22 protein-coding genes are annotated in these 16,796 nt (G+C 54.8%); 11 read left to right on the forward strand and 11 right to left on the reverse strand.

Features of this window, described 5'->3' with window-relative positions; translation table 11 throughout:
• Positions 1–2: 2 nt before the first annotated feature.
• Positions 3–869 (reverse strand): LysR family transcriptional regulator, encoded by an 867-nt coding sequence (locus tag ACTJJA_RS15500; protein ID WP_420984336.1) that lies wholly within the window; start codon positions 867–869, stop codon positions 3–5.
• A 101-nt stretch (positions 870–970) separates the two neighbouring features.
• On the opposite strand from ACTJJA_RS15500, the gene ACTJJA_RS15505 reads away from it, so the two are divergent.
• Together ACTJJA_RS15505 and ACTJJA_RS15510 are read left to right on the forward strand one after the other, a co-directional pair.
• Positions 971–1,432, forward strand: a complete 462-nt coding sequence (locus tag ACTJJA_RS15505) for a multidrug/biocide efflux PACE transporter (protein WP_042718447.1) — start codon at positions 971–973, stop codon at positions 1,430–1,432.
• Between the two features lie 119 nt (positions 1,433–1,551).
• The gene (locus ACTJJA_RS15510) at positions 1,552–2,781 is read left to right on the forward strand and encodes an amino acid permease (RefSeq protein WP_010435209.1); all 1,230 of its coding nucleotides are present in this window, start codon (positions 1,552–1,554) and stop codon (positions 2,779–2,781) included.
• Between the two features lie 30 nt (positions 2,782–2,811).
• On the opposite strand, the gene ACTJJA_RS15515 is transcribed toward ACTJJA_RS15510, so the two are convergent.
• The 6 genes from ACTJJA_RS15515 to ACTJJA_RS15540 all read right to left on the reverse strand — a co-directional run bounded on the left by ACTJJA_RS15515 (position 2,812) and on the right by ACTJJA_RS15540 (position 6,681).
• Positions 2,812–3,084 (reverse strand): GNAT family N-acetyltransferase, encoded by a 273-nt coding sequence (locus tag ACTJJA_RS15515; RefSeq protein ID WP_010435212.1) that lies wholly within the window; start codon positions 3,082–3,084, stop codon positions 2,812–2,814.
• Between the two features lie 10 nt (positions 3,085–3,094).
• A complete protein-coding gene (gene yjdI, locus ACTJJA_RS15520; protein WP_010435213.1) occupies positions 3,095–3,325 on the reverse strand; it encodes a 4Fe-4S mono-cluster protein YjdI in 231 nt (76 codons plus the stop codon).
• Positions 3,326–3,387: 62 nt separating this feature from the next.
• Positions 3,388–4,056, reverse strand: a complete 669-nt coding sequence (locus ACTJJA_RS15525; RefSeq protein ID WP_440668602.1) for a methionine ABC transporter permease — start codon at positions 4,054–4,056, stop codon at positions 3,388–3,390.
• Positions 4,044–4,832, reverse strand: a complete 789-nt coding sequence (locus tag ACTJJA_RS15530; RefSeq protein WP_126544945.1) for a methionine ABC transporter ATP-binding protein — start codon at positions 4,830–4,832, stop codon at positions 4,044–4,046. The genes ACTJJA_RS15525 and ACTJJA_RS15530 overlap by 13 nt, the downstream gene beginning before the upstream one ends.
• Positions 4,825–5,628 carry a MetQ/NlpA family ABC transporter substrate-binding protein gene (locus tag ACTJJA_RS15535; protein WP_440668779.1) on the reverse strand — a complete coding sequence of 268 codons (804 nt, stop codon included), beginning with the start codon at positions 5,626–5,628 and terminating at the stop codon, positions 4,825–4,827. Before ACTJJA_RS15535 ends, ACTJJA_RS15530 begins: the two co-directional genes overlap by 8 nt.
• A gap of 24 nt (positions 5,629–5,652) precedes the next feature.
• Entirely contained in the window at positions 5,653–6,681 is a 1,029-nt protein-coding gene (locus tag ACTJJA_RS15540) for an isopenicillin N synthase family dioxygenase (protein WP_440668603.1), read from the reverse strand.
• 561 nt (positions 6,682–7,242) lie between these two features.
• On the opposite strand from ACTJJA_RS15540, the gene ACTJJA_RS15545 reads away from it, so the two are divergent.
• From ACTJJA_RS15545 to ACTJJA_RS15580, 8 genes are all read left to right on the forward strand, one after another.
• Positions 7,243–7,428: a general stress protein gene (locus ACTJJA_RS15545; protein WP_004136767.1), complete on the forward strand. Its 186-nt coding sequence runs from the start codon at positions 7,243–7,245 to the stop codon at positions 7,426–7,428.
• A 91-nt stretch (positions 7,429–7,519) separates the two neighbouring features.
• Positions 7,520–8,014 carry a YciE/YciF ferroxidase family protein gene (locus ACTJJA_RS15550; protein WP_042714546.1) on the forward strand — a complete coding sequence of 165 codons (495 nt, stop codon included), beginning with the start codon at positions 7,520–7,522 and terminating at the stop codon, positions 8,012–8,014.
• Between the two features lie 23 nt (positions 8,015–8,037).
• On the forward strand, positions 8,038–8,241 hold the full coding sequence (locus ACTJJA_RS15555) for a hypothetical protein (RefSeq protein ID WP_042714544.1): 204 nt from the start codon (positions 8,038–8,040) through the stop codon (positions 8,239–8,241).
• A gap of 25 nt (positions 8,242–8,266) precedes the next feature.
• The gene (locus tag ACTJJA_RS15560; RefSeq protein WP_010435238.1) at positions 8,267–8,773 is read left to right on the forward strand and encodes a ferritin-like domain-containing protein; all 507 of its coding nucleotides are present in this window, start codon (positions 8,267–8,269) and stop codon (positions 8,771–8,773) included.
• 17 nt (positions 8,774–8,790) lie between these two features.
• Positions 8,791–9,663 (forward strand): manganese catalase family protein, encoded by an 873-nt coding sequence (locus ACTJJA_RS15565; protein ID WP_010435239.1) that lies wholly within the window; start codon positions 8,791–8,793, stop codon positions 9,661–9,663.
• A 69-nt stretch (positions 9,664–9,732) separates the two neighbouring features.
• Positions 9,733–11,136 carry a cytochrome ubiquinol oxidase subunit I gene (locus ACTJJA_RS15570; protein WP_440668604.1) on the forward strand — a complete coding sequence of 468 codons (1,404 nt, stop codon included), beginning with the start codon at positions 9,733–9,735 and terminating at the stop codon, positions 11,134–11,136.
• Positions 11,136–12,146, forward strand: a complete 1,011-nt coding sequence (gene cydB / locus ACTJJA_RS15575; RefSeq protein WP_126544949.1) for a cytochrome d ubiquinol oxidase subunit II — start codon at positions 11,136–11,138, stop codon at positions 12,144–12,146. The genes ACTJJA_RS15570 and cydB overlap by 1 nt, the downstream gene beginning before the upstream one ends.
• Positions 12,147–12,154: 8 nt before the next feature.
• A complete protein-coding gene (locus ACTJJA_RS15580) occupies positions 12,155–13,780 on the forward strand; it encodes an alpha-amylase family protein (RefSeq protein ID WP_440668605.1) in 1,626 nt (541 codons plus the stop codon).
• On the opposite strand, the gene ACTJJA_RS15585 is transcribed toward ACTJJA_RS15580, so the two are convergent.
• The 4 genes from ACTJJA_RS15585 to ACTJJA_RS15600 are packed head-to-tail and all read right to left on the reverse strand — an operon-like array spanning position 13,781 to position 16,264.
• A complete protein-coding gene (locus tag ACTJJA_RS15585; protein WP_172701769.1) occupies positions 13,781–14,767 on the reverse strand; it encodes an SDR family oxidoreductase in 987 nt (328 codons plus the stop codon).
• 13 nt (positions 14,768–14,780) lie between these two features.
• Positions 14,781–15,293 carry a 2-oxo-tetronate isomerase gene (locus ACTJJA_RS15590; protein ID WP_126815930.1) on the reverse strand — a complete coding sequence of 171 codons (513 nt, stop codon included), beginning with the start codon at positions 15,291–15,293 and terminating at the stop codon, positions 14,781–14,783.
• An 11-nt stretch (positions 15,294–15,304) separates the two neighbouring features.
• Positions 15,305–15,751 (reverse strand): DUF421 domain-containing protein, encoded by a 447-nt coding sequence (locus ACTJJA_RS15595; RefSeq protein WP_010435249.1) that lies wholly within the window; start codon positions 15,749–15,751, stop codon positions 15,305–15,307.
• Positions 15,752–15,760: 9 nt separating this feature from the next.
• On the reverse strand, positions 15,761–16,264 hold the full coding sequence (locus tag ACTJJA_RS15600; RefSeq protein ID WP_440668780.1) for a hypothetical protein: 504 nt from the start codon (positions 16,262–16,264) through the stop codon (positions 15,761–15,763).
• Positions 16,265–16,403: 139 nt separating this feature from the next.
• Between ACTJJA_RS15600 and ACTJJA_RS15605 the strand changes: the two genes are divergently transcribed.
• Entirely contained in the window at positions 16,404–16,793 is a 390-nt protein-coding gene (locus ACTJJA_RS15605; protein ID WP_089600334.1) for a YdeI family stress tolerance OB fold protein, read from the forward strand.
• The last annotated feature ends 3 nt before the right edge of the window (positions 16,794–16,796 follow it).

The following is a 16,796-nucleotide window of genomic DNA, read 5'->3' on the forward strand; positions in this document are numbered from 1 at the left end:
GATCAGCGCGCGTCCTGCAAATACTGTCGCAGCCAGCTTCCGGCGACGCCAGGGGGAGATCGTTTGTTCCAGAGCAGATCGACACCAATCGCGCGTGGCCAGCCGGGAACATTGAGTTGCACCAGCGATTTCGCCGCCGCAAATTCATCGACCAGCGCACAGGGCAGTACACACCAGCCAAATCCCTGAACCGCCATACTCAAGAGTAACAGGTAATTCGGTGCTGACCAGACCGGCCCCCGGGCAAGGGTGGCTTCGCGTTCGAGATAGGTGCTCAGGCGCAGCTCGCGCCAGCCCTGTAGCTCATCAGCCTTGGTTTCGTGTTGCCCGGCAAGCGGGTGTTCCGCGCTGACGTAAATCGCCATCCGGGTCTGCAGGGGAAGCCGGGTCACGCCGATATCGGTAGGATAACTGCCGCGCGCTTCCGTCAGGCCAATTTGCGCCCTCTCCTTCTGCAGCAGATCGATGACATCCTCTTCTTCGCCAATCAGACATTCGAATTCCGTATGCGGAAAACGCTGGTCGAACTGTTTCAGCAGGTTTTCAAGCACGTCCGGGTTGAGCGTATCGGAGAGCACAAACGTCAGCCGCGCCTCGGTCTGCGCGGTCAACGACACCGCCAGTTCGTCCAGCCGCGCGCTGGCGGCCAGGATCGACTGCACATAACCCAGCACCTGCTCGCCCTGGACGGTTAACACCGGCTGACGCGCCGAGCGGTCAAACAGATCAAACCCGAGATCGGCTTCCAGGTTGGCAATGGACGTGCTGATCGTGGACTGGCTTTTACGCAGGCGACGGGCGGCGGCGGAAAAGGAACCTGCGGCAACGGTCTCGACAAACGCGGTGAGGGCTTCAGGGGAATAGCGCATGAACTATCTACTTTATCGATGGATACCATCTTTAATATATCAGCTTTAGCGATAAAAATAGACCACATCGACGCCCATCCTGGCGAATTAATGAGGTCACTATGCAACATCAAGATGCACTCCACCGCAAACTGCCGGAGCGGATCTTCCATGCCGTCTGCTTTGAAGGGATTGCCACGGCGATCCTCGCCCCAACCGCAGCCTGGCTTATGCAGCGCTCCGTGGTGGAAATGGGTGGGTTAACCATTATCCTGGCGACCACGGCGATGCTGTGGAACATTATTTATAACTTTGGCTTCGACAGGTTCTGGCCCGTTCAGCGGGTCAAACGCACGGCGAAAGTGCGCGCCCTGCACGCCCTGGGCTTCGAATGCGGGTTTATTGTGATTGGCGTGTCCATTGTCGCCGCCGTTCTCGGCGTGACGTTGCTTCAGGCATTCACGCTGGAAATAGGTTTCTTCCTGTTCTTCCTGCCGTACACCATGTTCTATAACTGGGCGTACGATACCCTGCGCGAAAAATTCCTTAAGCGTCGCCAGCAACGACGCGCCCTGGCTGGCTAAACGCCCTCTGGCCGGACGCCCGTTCCGGCCAAACTCCTTCGAAGCAACTGCGCTCTCCACGCATAATTATGGTAAATTGCACGCCATTCTGATGGTTTGATAGTTGAAACGTTGCTCTAATGTCGAAAATTTGGTCAAAAGATGAGACTCTCTGGAGTTTCGCTCTCTATGGCACGGCCGTGGGCGCAGGAACGCTGTTCTTGCCCATTCAGCTGGGCTCCGCAGGCGCCATTGTCCTGTTTATTACCGCCCTCGTGGCCTACCCATTAACCTACTGGCCGCACAGAGCGCTGGCGCAGTTTATTCTGTCGTCGAAGACAAAAGGTAATGAGGGGATCACCGGTGCCGTTTCCCACTACTACGGCAGGAAGATTGGGAATCTGATCACCACGCTCTATTTCATCGCCTTTTTTGTGGTGGTGCAGATTTATGCCGTGGCTATCACCAACTCGTTAACCGAGCAGCTGGCAAAACAGATGACCGTGGATACCGCCGTTCGCGTGCTGGTCAGTTTTGGCGTGGTGCTGGTACTGAATCTGATCTTCCTGATGGGACGGCACATCACCATCAAAGTGATGGGATTCCTGGTGTTTCCGCTGATTGCCTATTTTCTGTTTGTCTCGCTGTACCTGACGGGAAGCTGGCAGCCCTCGCTGCTCACCAGCCAGATGGCGTTTGATCGGCATACGTTGCATCAGGTGTGGATCTCGATCCCGGTGATGGTTTTCGCCTTTAGCCATACCCCGATTATCTCGACGTTCGCGGTTGACCGTCGTGAGAAGTTCGGTGATGAGGCCATGGGTAAATGCAAGAAAATCATGAAGGTGGCGTATCTGATTATCTGCCTGAGCGTGCTGTTCTTCGTGTTTAGCTGCCTGCTCTCTATCCCGCCGTCGTACATTGTGTCGGCGAAAGAGCAAGGGGTCACGATCCTGTCAGCGCTGTCGATGATGCCCTCTTCACCTGCCTGGTTGGGCATTTCCGGGATTATTGTGGCCATTATCGCGATGTCGAAATCGTTCCTCGGCACTTATTTCGGGGTGATTGAAGGGGCGACGGAGATTGTCAAATCGTCGCTGAATCAGGTGGGGGTCAAAAAGAGCCGCGCCTTTAACCGCGCGATTTCAATTCTTGGCGTGTCGTTGATCACCTTCGCGGTCTGCTGCATCAATCCGAACGCCATCTCGATGATTTATGCCATTAGCGGCCCGCTTATCGCGATGATCCTGTTTATTATGCCGACGCTGTCGACGTACCTGATCCCGTCGTTGAAGCAGTATCGTTCCATCGGCAACCTGCTGACGCTGATCGTCGGCGTGCTGTGCGTGTCGGTGATGTTTGTAGGATAAGCCCGCGGTGCCCGGCGNCGGGCACCTCTCTCACGCACGAATATCGTCATATTCCCGCGTATTATCAAATTCATGTTTGGCAAACGGGCACAGCGGGATAATTTTACGGTTTTCACCGCGCATTTTCTCCACCACTTTCGCCACCAGCTGCTTCCCCACGCCCTGCCCTTTCAGGCTCTCGTCCACGTCGGTATGTTCAATAATGCTGAGGTGTTCACCGGTGGGAACAAAGACAATCTCCGCCACCTGGTTCCCGTCTGCATCATTCACGTAAAATTTGTTATGGCCTTCCAGAATATCCATGGTTCCTCGCTTATTTTTGGCGATACTTCAGCGCGCCGCTCGGGCAGGTATCAATCACGCGTATGACGGTCTCAACGTCCACCTCATCCGGCACGATCCACGGTTTACGTTTCAGGTTGAACAGCTTCGCGCTGCCGCGCACGCAGTTTCCTGAATGTTTGCAAATCCCGGTATTGAAGTAGACGTCGATCTTCTCACCGGTGTAGGCCCGGTATCCCGCTTCCAGTAGCTCTTTATCCACGACATAGCCTCTGTTGTTATTATGTTGGTGAATGGGTTATAGCACAGGAAAGCGGGGGGCGGTTAGCGTCGGTAAGCGAGCGATCGTACCAGTCTGTCGCCGAGTTTCTGGATAGTCTGCACCAGCAGCAGTAGCACGATGACCGTGCCAGCAATCAGGGTGTTATCGAAGCGTTGATAGCCATAGCGAATGGCCAGGTCTCCCAGCCCGCCGCCGCCGACAACGCCCGCCATGGCGGAAAAACCGATCAACATCACAATGGTCAGCGTAATTCCCGCCACCAGCGCGGGCAGCGCTTCGGGCAAGAGCACCCGGCTGACAATATGCCAGTGGCTGCCCCCCATCGACTCCACCGCTTCAATGCGCCCCCTATCCACCTCATCCAGCGCGCTTTCAACAATGCGTGCGAAAAAGGGAAAGGCGCCAAGCATAATGGGTACCACGGCGGCGGTGCTGCCAAGCGTGGTGCCGACAATCCACCGGGTGACCGGGATAAGGGCAATGAGCAAAATAACAAAGGGCAAGGCTCGACCAATATTGACGAGGCTATTGAGCACCACAGCCACCGCCCGGTTGGGTAACACACCGTCTTTACGCGTGATAAACAGCAGCACGCCAACGGGTAATCCAATGGCTACCGTAAAGAGCGTCGCCAGCGCCACCATGTAGAGGGTTTCCAGGGTGGCGTTAATCATTAAGTCCTGAAAACGATCCCAGTTCACGCTACGCATCTCGCCCCCGTCTCTGACTCATATTTTGCCAGGAAAGCACGATCGGTTTCGCCATCCTGCAGCAGCATTTGACGCAGCCGCCCTTCCCGACGCGACATAATTTGCGAAAGCGACCCGCTCTCAATGAGCGCCCCCTGCTCCAGCAGGGCCGCTGCATGGCAGATCTGCTTCACGACCGTCATTTCGTGGGTGATCAGCACAATGGTGATATTGAGCTGCTGTTGAATATCAGCCAGCAGATCGAGAATAGCGCGAGTCGTTTCCGGGTCGAGCGCGCTGGTCGCTTCATCGCACAGCAGGTAGCGAGGCTGTACCGCCAGCGCACGGGCAATGCCCACCCGTTGCTTCTGACCACCTGAGAGCTGCGAGGGCCACGCGTGACCAAAATTCCCCAGCCCCACCAGTTCGAGCAGGGCGGCAACCCGCTGCTGGCGCAACGGGCGCGGGACACCGGCAATCTCCAGCGGCAGATCGATATTGTCGTTGACGGTACGCGAGTGCAGCAGATTGAAGTGCTGGAAGATCATGCCCATCTGCTGGCGCTGCTGGCGAAGCTGCGCCACGCCCAGCGTGGCGATGTCCTGGCCATCGATAAGTACGCGGCCCGACGTCGGCTGTTCAAGGCGATTCAGACAGCGCAGCAGGGTGCTTTTTCCCGCCCCGCTGCGCCCGAGAATGCCAAAGATGGTTCCTTCTTCTATCGACAGCGAAATGTCCGTCAAGGCCGGCGCGGTTGCGCCGGGATACTGTTTACTGATGTGCTCGAGTTTAATCATGCTGTGGCGCCGTAACGGGGATCACCGAGCCGTTGTATTTCTCGCGGATAAACGCTGCCACCTGCGGGGAAGTTAAGTCTTTCGCGAGTTCGGCAATACGCGGGTCTTTCAGCAATTCAGGCGTGGTGACCAGCAGGTTGGCATAAGGGTTGTTGCTGGCAGATTCCAGCCCTAAAGCATCTTTCGCCGGAACCAGCCCCGCTTCCAGAGCATAGTTGCCGTTGATCACCGCAGCGTCCACATCGTCTAACGCGCGCGGGATTTGCGGCGATTCAATCTCCACAATCTTGATTTTCTTCGGGTTGTCGCTGATGTCAGCAGGCGTAACCAGCGTCGAGGCCGCGTCGCCGCTGGCCTTCAGTTTCAGCACGCCTTTGCTCTGCAACAGCCACAATGAACGGCTGAGGTTGGTGGCGTTATTCGGCACGGCAATGCTTGCCCCTTCCGGTAATTCATCCAGTGATTTCACCTTACGGGAATAGATACCCAGGGGTTCAATATGAACTTCAGCAGCCACGCTGAAGGTTTTTCCCAGCGCCTTCTCCTGATCTTTCAGGTACGGCAGATGCTGGAAATAGTTGGCATCCACCTCTCCGGAAGCCAGTAACTCATTCGGGTTTATCCCGCCGCTGCTCATCTCGATAATTTTCAGATTGAGTTTAGGATCGATTTTTTTCACATACTCCAGGATTTCCGCATGGGGAATAGGATCGGCGGCGATACGTAACGGTGCGGCGTGCAGCGTTTGTGAAACCAGTAAAGCGAGCCCAGCCAGCGTAAAGAATGCAGATTTCATCATCGTCTTATCTCTTATTGTTTATTAAAACTGTGGTTCGCTGTTGAGGTGATCCGCGTAAAAACGGTTTGCCACATCAGGATGAGAACGCAGTCGGCCTTTCAAATAATTCCAGCCCACTTCGCGTAACAGGGGGTTGAGCGGATCGCTGGTTGGTCCGTGTGCCAACCGCGCGAGGGAGTCGGGCAGTTGAAAGACCGGCACGACCGCATTCAACTGTGCGCCGAGGAAGAAAGCGTATGACAGGCGCTCCCGGCCAGCCTGCGGGGAGACGACCCGGTGTACGGTAGCGCGCAGATAGCCATTGGTTGCCAGTTCGAGCAGTTCGCCGATGTTGACCACAAATGCGCCAGGCAGCGGCACCGCGTCCACCCATTCATTCGGCGAGACCTCAACCTGCAAACCGCCCTGCTCGTCCTGCAATAACAACGTCAGGAAACCCGAATCTTTATGCGCGCCAACGCCCTGGCGGGATTCATTTTCACTGCGCCCCGGATAGCGGATCAGCTTGATGTGCTCGTTGGGATATTCGCCGTAAAGGTCATCGAAGGCGTTTCTCGGCAGGGACAGCGCTTCGGCAAAAGCCCGCAGAAGTTCAAGCGCCACGTCGGTCATTTTATGCTGCCAGAGAGTGATCACATCACGCATTTCCGGCAGCGCTTCGGGCCACTGATTGGGTCCCTGCATGCGTTGCCATACCGGGCCAGTGCTGCTTTCGATGGCAGAGCGTTCAGCGCCGATATCAAATTGCTCGCGGTAGTCCGGCTGGCTGCGGGTAATTTCCGATCCCGCGCGGTTATAGCCGCGAAAATGCGGTGAATTGGCCATCCTGACCTTCAGCTTTTCCTGCTCCGGCAGGGCAAAAAACTCACGCGAGACGCGCTGCACGTCGTCCAGCAACGCCTGAGAAATACCGTGCCCGGTAAGATAAAAGAACCCCACATCGCGGGCCGCTTTCCCCAGGTCTTCAAGAAAGGCTTGGCGCTGTTGAGGATCGCCTTGCAACCGGGAGAGTTCAATAACAGGTAATGAGAGATTTTGCGCTGTGCTCATCGTTTTTTTCCAGCTTATGACAATGCGCTCACCTTGCCATTTCGCCACATAGTGCACTACGAAGATTTCTGTCTATCGATATCAAAAAGCCAGCAATGGGCTTGCAAGAATAAGGGTTAAATTTTATTCCAGTGGCGCTTTCACTCTGACCACTTTTATTTATAAATAACGTTCGCATCTACCCCAAAATAATTACCCACATATATTTTTCACCTTGAGAACATTCTTATTGCGCACGTTGCCTTTTCATTCTCTCACGCGCAATTTGTAAACTCATGTAATTCATTTCCGCGGCGGGTTAACGATAAAAACACCCGGTATTATGCGGCAGGCACGGAGGAATCGAACCAGTAAGCAACGGATATCCTAACCATTTATAAGATACCGACCTGTAAAATAACGAAGCGGTATATTTCGCAGCGGCAACCACTTCGCGCCAAAATAAAGCGAAACTGTAATTTGACTCTTCCAGCATAACGACTAATGTTAATTCCTGAACGACAAATGATACGAATTAAAAAATCGTATCTCCTGACATAAACGCAACAAGAGGGTTGATATATGGCAGAACATCGTGGTGGTTCCGGTAATTTCGCTGAAGACCGTGATAAAGCATCTGAAGCTGGACGTAAAGGCGGCCAGCACAGCGGTGGTAATTTCAAAAACGATCCGCAACGCGCGTCTGAAGCAGGTAAGAAAGGGGGACAGAACAGTCACGGCGGGGGCCGTAAATCTGATAACTCCTGATCTTATTTAAGTCTCTTATAAATAAACCAGAGAGCATGCTGCGGGCCCCCAGGCTCGCAGTACCCTTTACTTATTTAACCGGAGCGTAAATATGAACATGAAAAGTATCGAAGACGTTTTTATTCATCTTCTGTCCGATACCTACAGCGCAGAGAAGCAACTCACCCGAGCACTCAGTAAGCTTGCCCGAGCTGCTTCCAGTGAGAAACTGAGCGCCGCGTTTACGGCTCACCTTGAGGAAACGCAGGGACAGATTGAGCGTATTGACCAGATTGTCGAGCAGGAATCTGGCATTAAGCTGAAGCGAATGAAATGCGTTGCGATGGAAGGTCTCATTGAAGAGGCCAATGAAGTCATTGAGAGCACTGAGAAAGACAACGTACGTGATGCTGCATTGATTGCCGCAGCGCAAAAAGTCGAACACTACGAAATTGCCAGTTACGGTACCCTTGCCACATTAGCTGAGCAACTTGGCTATAAAAAAGCCGTCAAACTTCTTGCCGAAACGCTTGAAGAAGAGAAAGAAACCGATCTTAAACTCACCGATCTGGCCGTAGGGAATATTAACCAAAAAGCGCAAAAATAACGCTTTAACACAGGTTAAATAAAATGAGCATCAGTCCCAGGACAATTAAACGGTGCCATTTAGCGGCAGCTATAATATGGCTCATTCTCGCCATACCCTCCATTATCTGGTGGAAGAATAGCGTGCTCTGGGTCATTATCATCAGCATTTACGCAAATATAGTCGGCCACTTATCTGGCTATACTGCCGCGCGTGCCGACCAGGCTGCTGAAAGTGAGACCAAATAACCACGCCAATGCAGAGGAAATAATGATGAATCACGTAGAACACTACCATGACTGGCTACGCGATGCCCATGCGATGGAAAAGCAAGCCGAATCGATGCTGGAATCCATGGCCAGCCGTATTGAAAATTATCCCGACTTACGTGCTCGTATCGAACAACATATTAATGAGACAAAACGCCAAATTACATTGCTGGAAGAAATACTCGACCGCAATGATATTTCACGTTCGGTTTTAAAAGATTCAATGAGCAAAATGGCGGCCCTGGGACAGTCCATTGGCGGCATGTTCCCCTCCGATGAGATCGTAAAAGGCTCAATCAGCGGCTACGTTTTCGAGCAGTTTGAAATTGCCTGTTATACCTCCCTGCTGGCAGCCGCCAAAAAAGCGGGTGATACCGCCTCGATACCCGCCATTGAGACCATCCTGGCGGAAGAGCGCGAAATGGCCGACTGGCTGATTCGCCATATTCCGCAAACGACGGAACAGTTCCTGCTGCGCTCAGACGCGGACGGCGTTGAAGCGAAAAAATAACTGGAGAGGGAGAGTCTATGTTCCGACACGTAAAACAGCTGCAGTATACGGTTCGCGTGGCCGAACCCAATCCGGGCCTGGCCAATCTGTTACTGGAACAGTTTGGCGGCCCGCAGGGCGAACTTGCCGCCGCCTGTCGTTACTTCACTCAGGGGCTGAGCGATGACGATCCTGGCCGCAAAGATATGCTGATGGATATCGCGACCGAGGAGCTGAGCCACCTCGAAATTATCGGCACCCTGGTCGGTATGCTTAACAAAGGGGCCAAAGGCGAACTGGCGGAAGGGGTTGAAAGTGAAGCGGAACTGTATCGGTCAATGACCGAAAACGGCAACGACAGCCACATTACGTCGCTGCTATACGGCGGGGGTACGCCGCTGACCAACTCGGCGGGCGTGCCGTGGACCGCAGCCTACATTGACACCATCGGCGAACCCACCGCCGACCTGCGCTCAAACGTGGCGGCGGAAGCCAGAGCCAAGATCATTTATGAACGACTGATCAACGTGACTGACGATCCGGGGGTTAAGGATGCGCTGGCGTTTCTGATGACGCGTGAGGCGGCGCACCAGCTCTCCTTTGAAAAGGCGCTGCAGTCCATCCGCAATAATTTTCCTCCCGGAAAATTGCCGCCAATCGAGGAGTACACCAACAAGTACTACAATATGTCTGAAGGTGGAGAAGTTCGCGGAAGCTGGAACAGCGATAAGCATTTCGACTACGTGGAATCTCCCCAGCCAGCGGTTGACGGAGGAGACGGCAGTGCAAGCGTAACGCTTACGACCGAGCAGGCCACGCTGGTCAAAGCAATGTCTGCACGCACGAAGTCCGATCCAAACGCCGATCCGCTAACCGGCGCCGAGCTTGGCGCAGGGAAGAAAAAACCGTAATCGGTTTTGCCAGGTAGCCTGACGCTACCTGGCAATTCTCGTTAGCCCTCCGTTCCAGAGGTACGGCCCATGTTCGAACTCTATGCGTTTCATCTGGCCAGAATACAATTCGCCTTTACCGTCTCGTTTCACATCCTTTTTCCCGCCATCACCATCGGGCTTGCCAGCTATCTGGTGGTGCTCGAAGGCATGTGGCTGCGTACCAAAAACGACGTCTGGCGCTCGCTGTACCATTTCTGGCTAAAGATTTTTGCCGTCAACTTTGGCATGGGCGTGGTGTCCGGGCTGGTGATGGCTTACCAGTTCGGGACTAACTGGAGCGGTTTTTCCCAGTTCGCAGGCAGTATCACCGGCCCGCTGCTGACCTATGAGGTGCTCACCGCCTTCTTCCTTGAAGCCGGTTTTTTGGGCGTGATGCTGTTCGGCTGGAACAAGGTCGGCCCTGGCCTGCACTTCTTCGCGACCTGCATGGTGGCGCTGGGTACCCTGATGTCTACCTTCTGGATCCTCGCCTCCAACAGCTGGATGCACACTCCGCAGGGCTTCAGTATTCAGAACGGCCAGGTGATCCCTGAGGACTGGCTGGCAATTATCTTTAACCCCTCCTTCCCGTATCGGCTGATCCACATGTCTATCGCCGCCTTTCTGAGCAGCGCGCTGTTTGTGGGCGCATCGGGCGCGTGGCACCTGCTGCGGGGCAACGACACGCCCGCCGTGCGTAAAATGTTCTCAATGGCGATGTGGATGGCGCTGCTGGTCGCCCCCATCCAGGCGGTGGTCGGCGATATGCACGGCCTGAACACGCTGGAGCACCAGCCCGCCAAGATTGCCGCCATCGAAGGGCACTGGGAGAACCCGCCGGGCGAAGCGACGCCGCTGCTGCTGTTTGGCGTGCCGGACATGGAGGAAGAGCGCACCAAATACGGGCTGGAGATCCCCGCGCTCGGCAGCCTGATCCTGACCCACAGCCTGGATAAACAGGTTCCCGCCCTGAAGGACTTCCCGAAAGAAGATCGACCGAACTCCCTGATTGTCTTCTGGTCGTTCCGCGTTATGGTCGGGATGGGGCTGCTGATGATTGCGCTCGGCGCGCTCAGCGTCTGGCTGCGCTATCGGCACCGGCTATACCACTCGCGTCCGTTCCACTGGTTTGCCCTCTGCATGGGGCCCGCCGGGCTCCTCGCACTGCTGGCCGGCTGGGTGACCACCGAAGTGGGCCGGCAGCCGTGGGTAGTCTACGGCTACCTGCGCACCATCGACGCCGTATCGCTGCACAGCACGCTGCAGATGAGCATCAGCCTGCTGGCCTTTATCGTGGTCTACTGTTCGGTATTTGGCGTGGGCTATGTCTATCTCGTTCGGCTAATTAAGAAAGGGCCGCAGCCTGTTGGCACGCTAACCTCTAACACTTCGGGCACCCCTGCCCGTCCGCTGTCTGCCGCTGAATCGGTTCCCGAAGAGGAGAGAAGCTGATGGGCGTTGATATCTCGGTTATCTGGTTTGCAATCATCGTCTTCGCCACGCTGATGTACATCATCATGGACGGCTTCGATCTCGGGATTGGGATGCTCTTCACCTTTGTGGGTGATGCCAAAGAGCGCGACGTGATGGTAAACAGCGTGGCCCCGGTCTGGGACGGAAATGAAACCTGGCTGGTGCTGGGCGGTGCGGGGCTGTTTGGTGCGTTTCCGCTGGCCTATGCGGTGATCATTGATGCGCTGACCATTCCCCTTACCGCCATGCTGATTGGCCTGATCTTTCGCGGCGTGGCGTTCGAATTTCGCTTCAAGGCGACGCCGTCGCACCGCAAATTCTGGGACTACTCCTTTGCTGGCGGATCCTTGCTCGCCACGTTCAGTCAGGGGATCGTCGTCGGGGCGATGATCAACGGTTTCGATGTGGAAGGCCGACGCTTTGTCGGCTCATCGCTGGACTGGCTGACGCCGTTCAACCTGTTCTGCGGGCTGGGGCTGATTGTCGCTTATACCCTGCTGGCGACGACCTGGCTCATCATGAAAAGCGAGGGCGCCCTGCAAACCCGCATGCGCGAGCTGACCCGCCACGTACTGCTGGCGCTGATGGTGGTCATCGCCGTGGTCAGCATCTGGACGCCTCTTGGCTGGCAGTACGTGGCCGACCGCTGGTTCACCCTGCCGAATTTCTTCTGGTTCCTGCCGGTCCCCCTGCTGGTGGCGGTGTTTAGCCTGTGGATCTGGCGACTGACCCGCAATCCGAACAGCCATGCCCGCCCGTTCCTGCTCACCCTGGGACTCATCTTCCTCGGGTTTAGCGGTCTGGGCATCAGCCTGTGGCCGCACATTATTCCGCCGCGTATTACCCTGTGGGAGGCCGCCGCGCCGCCTGCCAGCCAGCTGTTTATGCTGGTCGGGACGCTGCTGATTATTCCGGTGATTCTGGTGTACACCGCCTGGAGCTACTACGTCTTTCGGGGCAAAGTATCTGATACGGAAGGCTATCACTGAGGTGCGCTATGGCAGGCTGGCATACACGAGCCATTATTTATCAGATTGATACAGCCCTGTTTTACGACCTGAACGGCGATGGCTGCGGGGACATCGCCGGAATTGGGGCCAAGCTGCGCTACATCCGCCGGATGGGGGCAACGGTTATCTGGATCACCCCGTTTTATCTGACGCCGTTTCTGGATGAAGGCTACGATGTTAGCGACCACCTGCAGGTCGACCCGCGTTTCGGAAAACTGAAGGATATCATCGCGTTTATCGAGCAGGCCCGCGAGCTGGGTATGCAGGTGATTATCGAGCTGCTGATCCAGCACACCTCGGACGCGCATCCCTGGTTTCAACAGGCCCGGCGTAACCCGCACTCCCCTTTTCGCGACTATTACCTGTGGTCCGATAACGACGATGACGACACGCCGCCCATGTTTCCCGGCGTGGAGAAAAGCATCTGGTCATGGGACGAGGAGGCCGGACAATACTACCGGCATATGTTCTATCGCCATGAGCCTGACCTCAATCTCGCCTCGCCTGCCGTACTCAAAGAGATCGACAACATCATCCTCTTCTGGCTCAAGCTTGGCGTATCGGGCTTTCGCCTGGATGCGGCATCTCATCTGACAAAGCAGGCCGGGCGTGGGGATGAGAAAAAGGGGATGTGGATCCTCGAACATATGCGTCAGCTGATTGAGCAACACAACCCGGATGCGATCCTGCTTGGGGAAGTAGACGTCGAGGTCGAGGAATATAAAGACTACTTTGGGGATAACGATCGCCTGAATCTGGTGCTGAACTTCTGGCTCAACAAGTATTTTTACGTCAGCCTGGCCGAGAAAAGCGCCCGCCCGCTGCGCAAGGCAGTGAAGAAAATGATCGTGCCGCCGGATTCCTGCTGCTTCGCCAACTGGCTGCGCAATCATGACGAGCTGGATCTGGAGGGGATCGGCAAAAAAGAGAAGCAGACCGTTCTTGATACCTTTGCCCCGGATGACGACATGAACGTGTATCAGCGCGGCATTCGCCGCCGCCTGGCGCCGATGCTGAATGGCGATCAAAAACGACTGGCGTTCTGTCACGCGGTGCTGTTCTCTCTGCCGGGCGTACCGGTGATGCGCTACGGGGATGAAATCGGCATGGGTGACGATCTGGAGCTGGAAGAGCGTTACGCTGTCCGCACCCCCATGCAGTGGGCAGGCTCGCAGGGCGGCGGTTTTTCGGATGCCGACCCTGACACCTTTATCGCCCCTGTCATCGGTAGCGGTCCTTTCCGCTATCAAAAAATCAACGTGGCGGATTCCCTTCTGCACCGCAACTCGCTTCTGCATCGCATCATTGATATTGCCAATACGCGTTCAGAGTTCCCGGAAATTGGTATGGCGCCGTTTCGACTCATCAACATCGACAACGATGCAGTCCTGGGGCTCTATTATGAAACCGACGAGCGCAGCATTCTGACCTTCGTGAACTTCAGCGACAAGGCGGTTCAGTTCACCGCGAAAGGGATCCGGCACGCCACCTGGACCGCCTGTCTGGCCGACAAACGGTACGAGGATGCGCTACTGCCCGGTAAAACGGTGGAGCTCAATATCGGCGGATACGGCTACCGTTGGTTCTGGACCAACCGCACCGCGCTGCGCTGACTATTTTTTCCGGGTCGACAGCAGGCGCGCCATGACCAGCCCCGCGACCGCGAGCGAACCGAGCAACACTTTCCCCGGCATACCGGAGGAGACGGTCGTGGCACGATCCTTTGCTTCGGCAGAAAAGCGTCCATGGATTTTATGCAGATCGTTGACCGGTTGATCCAGATAGTCCCGGCGGTTTTCGGCGTTCAGCTTATCGGTCATCTGCCCTTCCCACGCCTTTTTTACCATCAGCCTGTCAAGAAAACCGGGGAAGAGAAACTGCCCGACAATCGACTGAACGGTACTGCTGCCCACCCAGAGTTCACGCACCGGTTTCTGCACGACCTTAAAAATGGCGCTGGCCGCCACTTCGGGCTGGAAGACGGGCGGAACGGGGCGCATCGCCCAGGCAAATTTGTTTCTCGCCCAGTCAAACTGCGGCGTATTGAGACCCGGCATTTGCACCATTGAAAGCTGAACCCGGCTGTTTTCGTGCATCAGTTCGGTACGCACGGCGTCGGTGAATCCGCGGATCGCCGCTTTTGCGCCGCAGTAGGCAGACTGAAGGGGGATAGAACGGTAGGCCAGCGCAGACCCGACCTGAATAATTACCCCGCGATCGCGAGGGACCATCAGTTCCAGCGCGGCGCGGGTGCCGTTCACGTAGCCCAGATAGGTGACCTCCGTAACGCGGCGAAATTCATCGGGCGTCATCGTGCGAAACGGTGCCAGCACGGCCCCCATCGCGTTATTGACCCATACGTCAATGGCACCCAGGCGGTACTCAATATCGTTGGCGGCATCGACGACGGCCTGGCTGTCCGCCACATCGGCCTGCACGGCATACGCATTGACCCCAAAACGGCGTAGCTCCTCTTGCGTGGAGTGCAGGCTCTCTTCCTCGCGGGCAATAATACCCACATCGTAACCCGCTTTCGCAAAGTGCAGCGCCGTCGCTTTCCCCACGCCCGCCGTACCGCCGGTAATGACAATTACAGCCATACAACCTCCGCCTTTATTTCAAGCCTGATAGCTTCTCGATCAGTTCAGATAAGGCATAACGGACCGCTTTTTCCACCACATCCTGGCATTCACCGGAAAAGTGCACGGTGCTCGTTTCCGTACGCTCGCCTAAATTCCAGGCGAAGCAGACGGTTCCGGCTGCCGTACCGTCATCCCCACCTTCCGGGCCCGCATATCCGCTGATAGCGATACTGATATCGGCCTGCGCAATGTCGCGAATTTTCGCTGCCATTTCGGTGACCGTTTGTTCACTGACGGCGGTGAAGCGCGCGAGGGTTTCATGACGAACGCCCAGGATCCTCTCTTTCGCCTCATCGCTGAATACCACCATCCCGACATCATAGAATTCCGCCGTGTTCTCCTCGGCACAAAGCGCAACCGCCAGATTGCCGCCCGTGCAGGATTCCGCCGTGGTCAAACGCAGCCCTAAATCCGTGAGTTTTGTCGCCAGCTTTTTCGTTAACTCCCCGACGGTTTCATTTTTATCATGCTCCAGATTATGCATACCGGTGCCTCTTAATTTTCAAAAGGAATGATGGAAATATGACCATTCCTTTCCAGAATAGCGTATTTTATTTCTTTCAACTCCGTCACGCCGTTATTTTGACGCGCTGAAACCAAAATATCATCGCAAGAAACATCCACTTTTTTAAGCTTATCCATGAGTGGAATACCGTTTTCCACTAATATAACCGGCGTGCCATCCAGAATATTCTCAACGGGAGAGAAATACTTTTTCATTAAGCCAAATATAATGTCTACCACCACCAGCGTGGTGATCGTAATCATCGCACCGGTGACCGAAAAATCTTGTCCCAACAGCGCCTGTTGCGTTGCTTCACTGATTATGAGCAGCAGGATCAGATCGAAACTGGTCATTTGCAGCAGCGCGCGCCGTCCAGCCACTTTGAATACCACGACCAGAAAAAGATAAATGGCCAGGGCTCGAAAGACCATATCCATATTCGCCTCCTAAGGGTAAATGAACTGCCAGAAGCGAATTTCTGGCTCGTTGTTTACACGAATTGCATTTGCCCACTTCCCCGCCTTTGACGGCGTCAGAAATAGTCTGACGGTGAATTTTTCATTATGTTTTAGGTTGTTATAGACGAAAAACAGCGTATCTCCCCGGCTGTACATGCTGTCAGGCTGCGGCCAGATGCTGCCCGGCTCATAGACATCACCGCTCTCGCTCGCCATGCTGATGACGTATTCCCCCTGGGTTTTTACCGGGAAGGCGATCTGCAGCGGAAACTCTGTTTCCCGGCGTCCAAAACGCTCATAGTTGAGAGTGAGCGTTTTTGCCGAATTCATTTTTTCCGTATCACTGACCGCCCCGCTCGAAAACAGACCGGCAATCGCCGCGATAATAATAGCCAGCAACAGGATAAAACCGACCTGCCGAAATGCATACTCGAACGTCAGCAAACGATAACTTTCATTTATCCCGGGCAGCTTTTCATTTTTACGATTCATCGTCGCCATCACCGCTTCGCTTATTTTTCGAAATTTATGATTTCTATAAGCAAATGCTTTTAGGACTTATCACATTTGCCACATAAAGGAATAGCAACAATACTTAATAAGTCAAGACAGCCAAAATGAAGGATATCGGATGAAATTATCAGTCATTTCAGCCTTATTAATATTACTGGTTCCCGCCGCCTGGGCAGATAATAACGGCGGGTTACAAAAAGGCGAAGCGCCACCTCCGCCTCATGCGCTGGACGACGGTTATCGAGGCACTGATGACGCGCGGATTATGACCATTACTCAGGCAAAAGGAATGCATGATGGCGCAACCATCTCACTGCGCGGAAACCTGATCGAAGGAAGCGGCGACAAATATGTTTTCCAGGATAAAACGGGAAAAATAGACGTCATCATCCCTAAAGCGGTGTTTGACGACAGAACCGTCAAACCCGATCAGATGATCAGTATTAACGGCTCACTGGATAAGAAATCCTCACCTCCTGTCGTACGCGTCGATCATCTGCAGAAATAAATT

Origin of the sequence: Enterobacter sp. 22452, from assembly GCF_052045065.1 — a bacterium.
Classification (GTDB): Bacteria; Pseudomonadota; Gammaproteobacteria; order Enterobacterales; family Enterobacteriaceae; genus Enterobacter; species Enterobacter mori.

What these genes read in the sequence shown, in the direction of transcription:
- ACTJJA_RS15500 (WP_420984336.1), bottom strand. Translation starts at nt 869, where the DNA reads ATGCGCTATTCCCCTGAAGCCCTCACCGCGTTTGTCGAGACCGTTGCC.
- ACTJJA_RS15505 (WP_042718447.1), top strand. Translation starts at nt 971, where the DNA reads ATGCAACATCAAGATGCACTCCACCGCAAACTGCCGGAGCGGATCTTC.
- ACTJJA_RS15510 (WP_010435209.1), top strand. Translation starts at nt 1,552, where the DNA reads ATGTCGAAAATTTGGTCAAAAGATGAGACTCTCTGGAGTTTCGCTCTC.
- ACTJJA_RS15515 (WP_010435212.1), bottom strand. Translation starts at nt 3,084, where the DNA reads ATGGATATTCTGGAAGGCCATAACAAATTTTACGTGAATGATGCAGAC.
- ACTJJA_RS15525 (WP_440668602.1), bottom strand. Translation starts at nt 4,056, where the DNA reads ATGCGTAGCGTGAACTGGGATCGTTTTCAGGACTTAATGATTAACGCC.
- ACTJJA_RS15530 (WP_126544945.1), bottom strand. Translation starts at nt 4,832, where the DNA reads ATGATTAAACTCGAGCACATCAGTAAACAGTATCCCGGCGCAACCGCG.
- ACTJJA_RS15535 (WP_440668779.1), bottom strand. Translation starts at nt 5,628, where the DNA reads ATGAAATCTGCATTCTTTACGCTGGCTGGGCTCGCTTTACTGGTTTCA.
- ACTJJA_RS15540 (WP_440668603.1), bottom strand. Translation starts at nt 6,681, where the DNA reads ATGAGCACAGCGCAAAATCTCTCATTACCTGTTATTGAACTCTCCCGG.
- ACTJJA_RS15545 (WP_004136767.1), top strand. Translation starts at nt 7,243, where the DNA reads ATGGCAGAACATCGTGGTGGTTCCGGTAATTTCGCTGAAGACCGTGAT.
- ACTJJA_RS15550 (WP_042714546.1), top strand. Translation starts at nt 7,520, where the DNA reads ATGAACATGAAAAGTATCGAAGACGTTTTTATTCATCTTCTGTCCGAT.
- ACTJJA_RS15555 (WP_042714544.1), top strand. Translation starts at nt 8,038, where the DNA reads ATGAGCATCAGTCCCAGGACAATTAAACGGTGCCATTTAGCGGCAGCT.
- ACTJJA_RS15560 (WP_010435238.1), top strand. Translation starts at nt 8,267, where the DNA reads ATGAATCACGTAGAACACTACCATGACTGGCTACGCGATGCCCATGCG.
- ACTJJA_RS15565 (WP_010435239.1), top strand. Translation starts at nt 8,791, where the DNA reads ATGTTCCGACACGTAAAACAGCTGCAGTATACGGTTCGCGTGGCCGAA.
- ACTJJA_RS15570 (WP_440668604.1), top strand. Translation starts at nt 9,733, where the DNA reads ATGTTCGAACTCTATGCGTTTCATCTGGCCAGAATACAATTCGCCTTT.
- cydB (WP_126544949.1), top strand. Translation starts at nt 11,136, where the DNA reads ATGGGCGTTGATATCTCGGTTATCTGGTTTGCAATCATCGTCTTCGCC.
- ACTJJA_RS15580 (WP_440668605.1), top strand. Translation starts at nt 12,155, where the DNA reads ATGGCAGGCTGGCATACACGAGCCATTATTTATCAGATTGATACAGCC.
- ACTJJA_RS15585 (WP_172701769.1), bottom strand. Translation starts at nt 14,767, where the DNA reads ATGGCTGTAATTGTCATTACCGGCGGTACGGCGGGCGTGGGGAAAGCG.
- ACTJJA_RS15590 (WP_126815930.1), bottom strand. Translation starts at nt 15,293, where the DNA reads ATGCATAATCTGGAGCATGATAAAAATGAAACCGTCGGGGAGTTAACG.
- ACTJJA_RS15595 (WP_010435249.1), bottom strand. Translation starts at nt 15,751, where the DNA reads ATGGATATGGTCTTTCGAGCCCTGGCCATTTATCTTTTTCTGGTCGTG.
- ACTJJA_RS15600 (WP_440668780.1), bottom strand. Translation starts at nt 16,264, where the DNA reads ATGAATCGTAAAAATGAAAAGCTGCCCGGGATAAATGAAAGTTATCGT.
- ACTJJA_RS15605 (WP_089600334.1), top strand. Translation starts at nt 16,404, where the DNA reads ATGAAATTATCAGTCATTTCAGCCTTATTAATATTACTGGTTCCCGCC.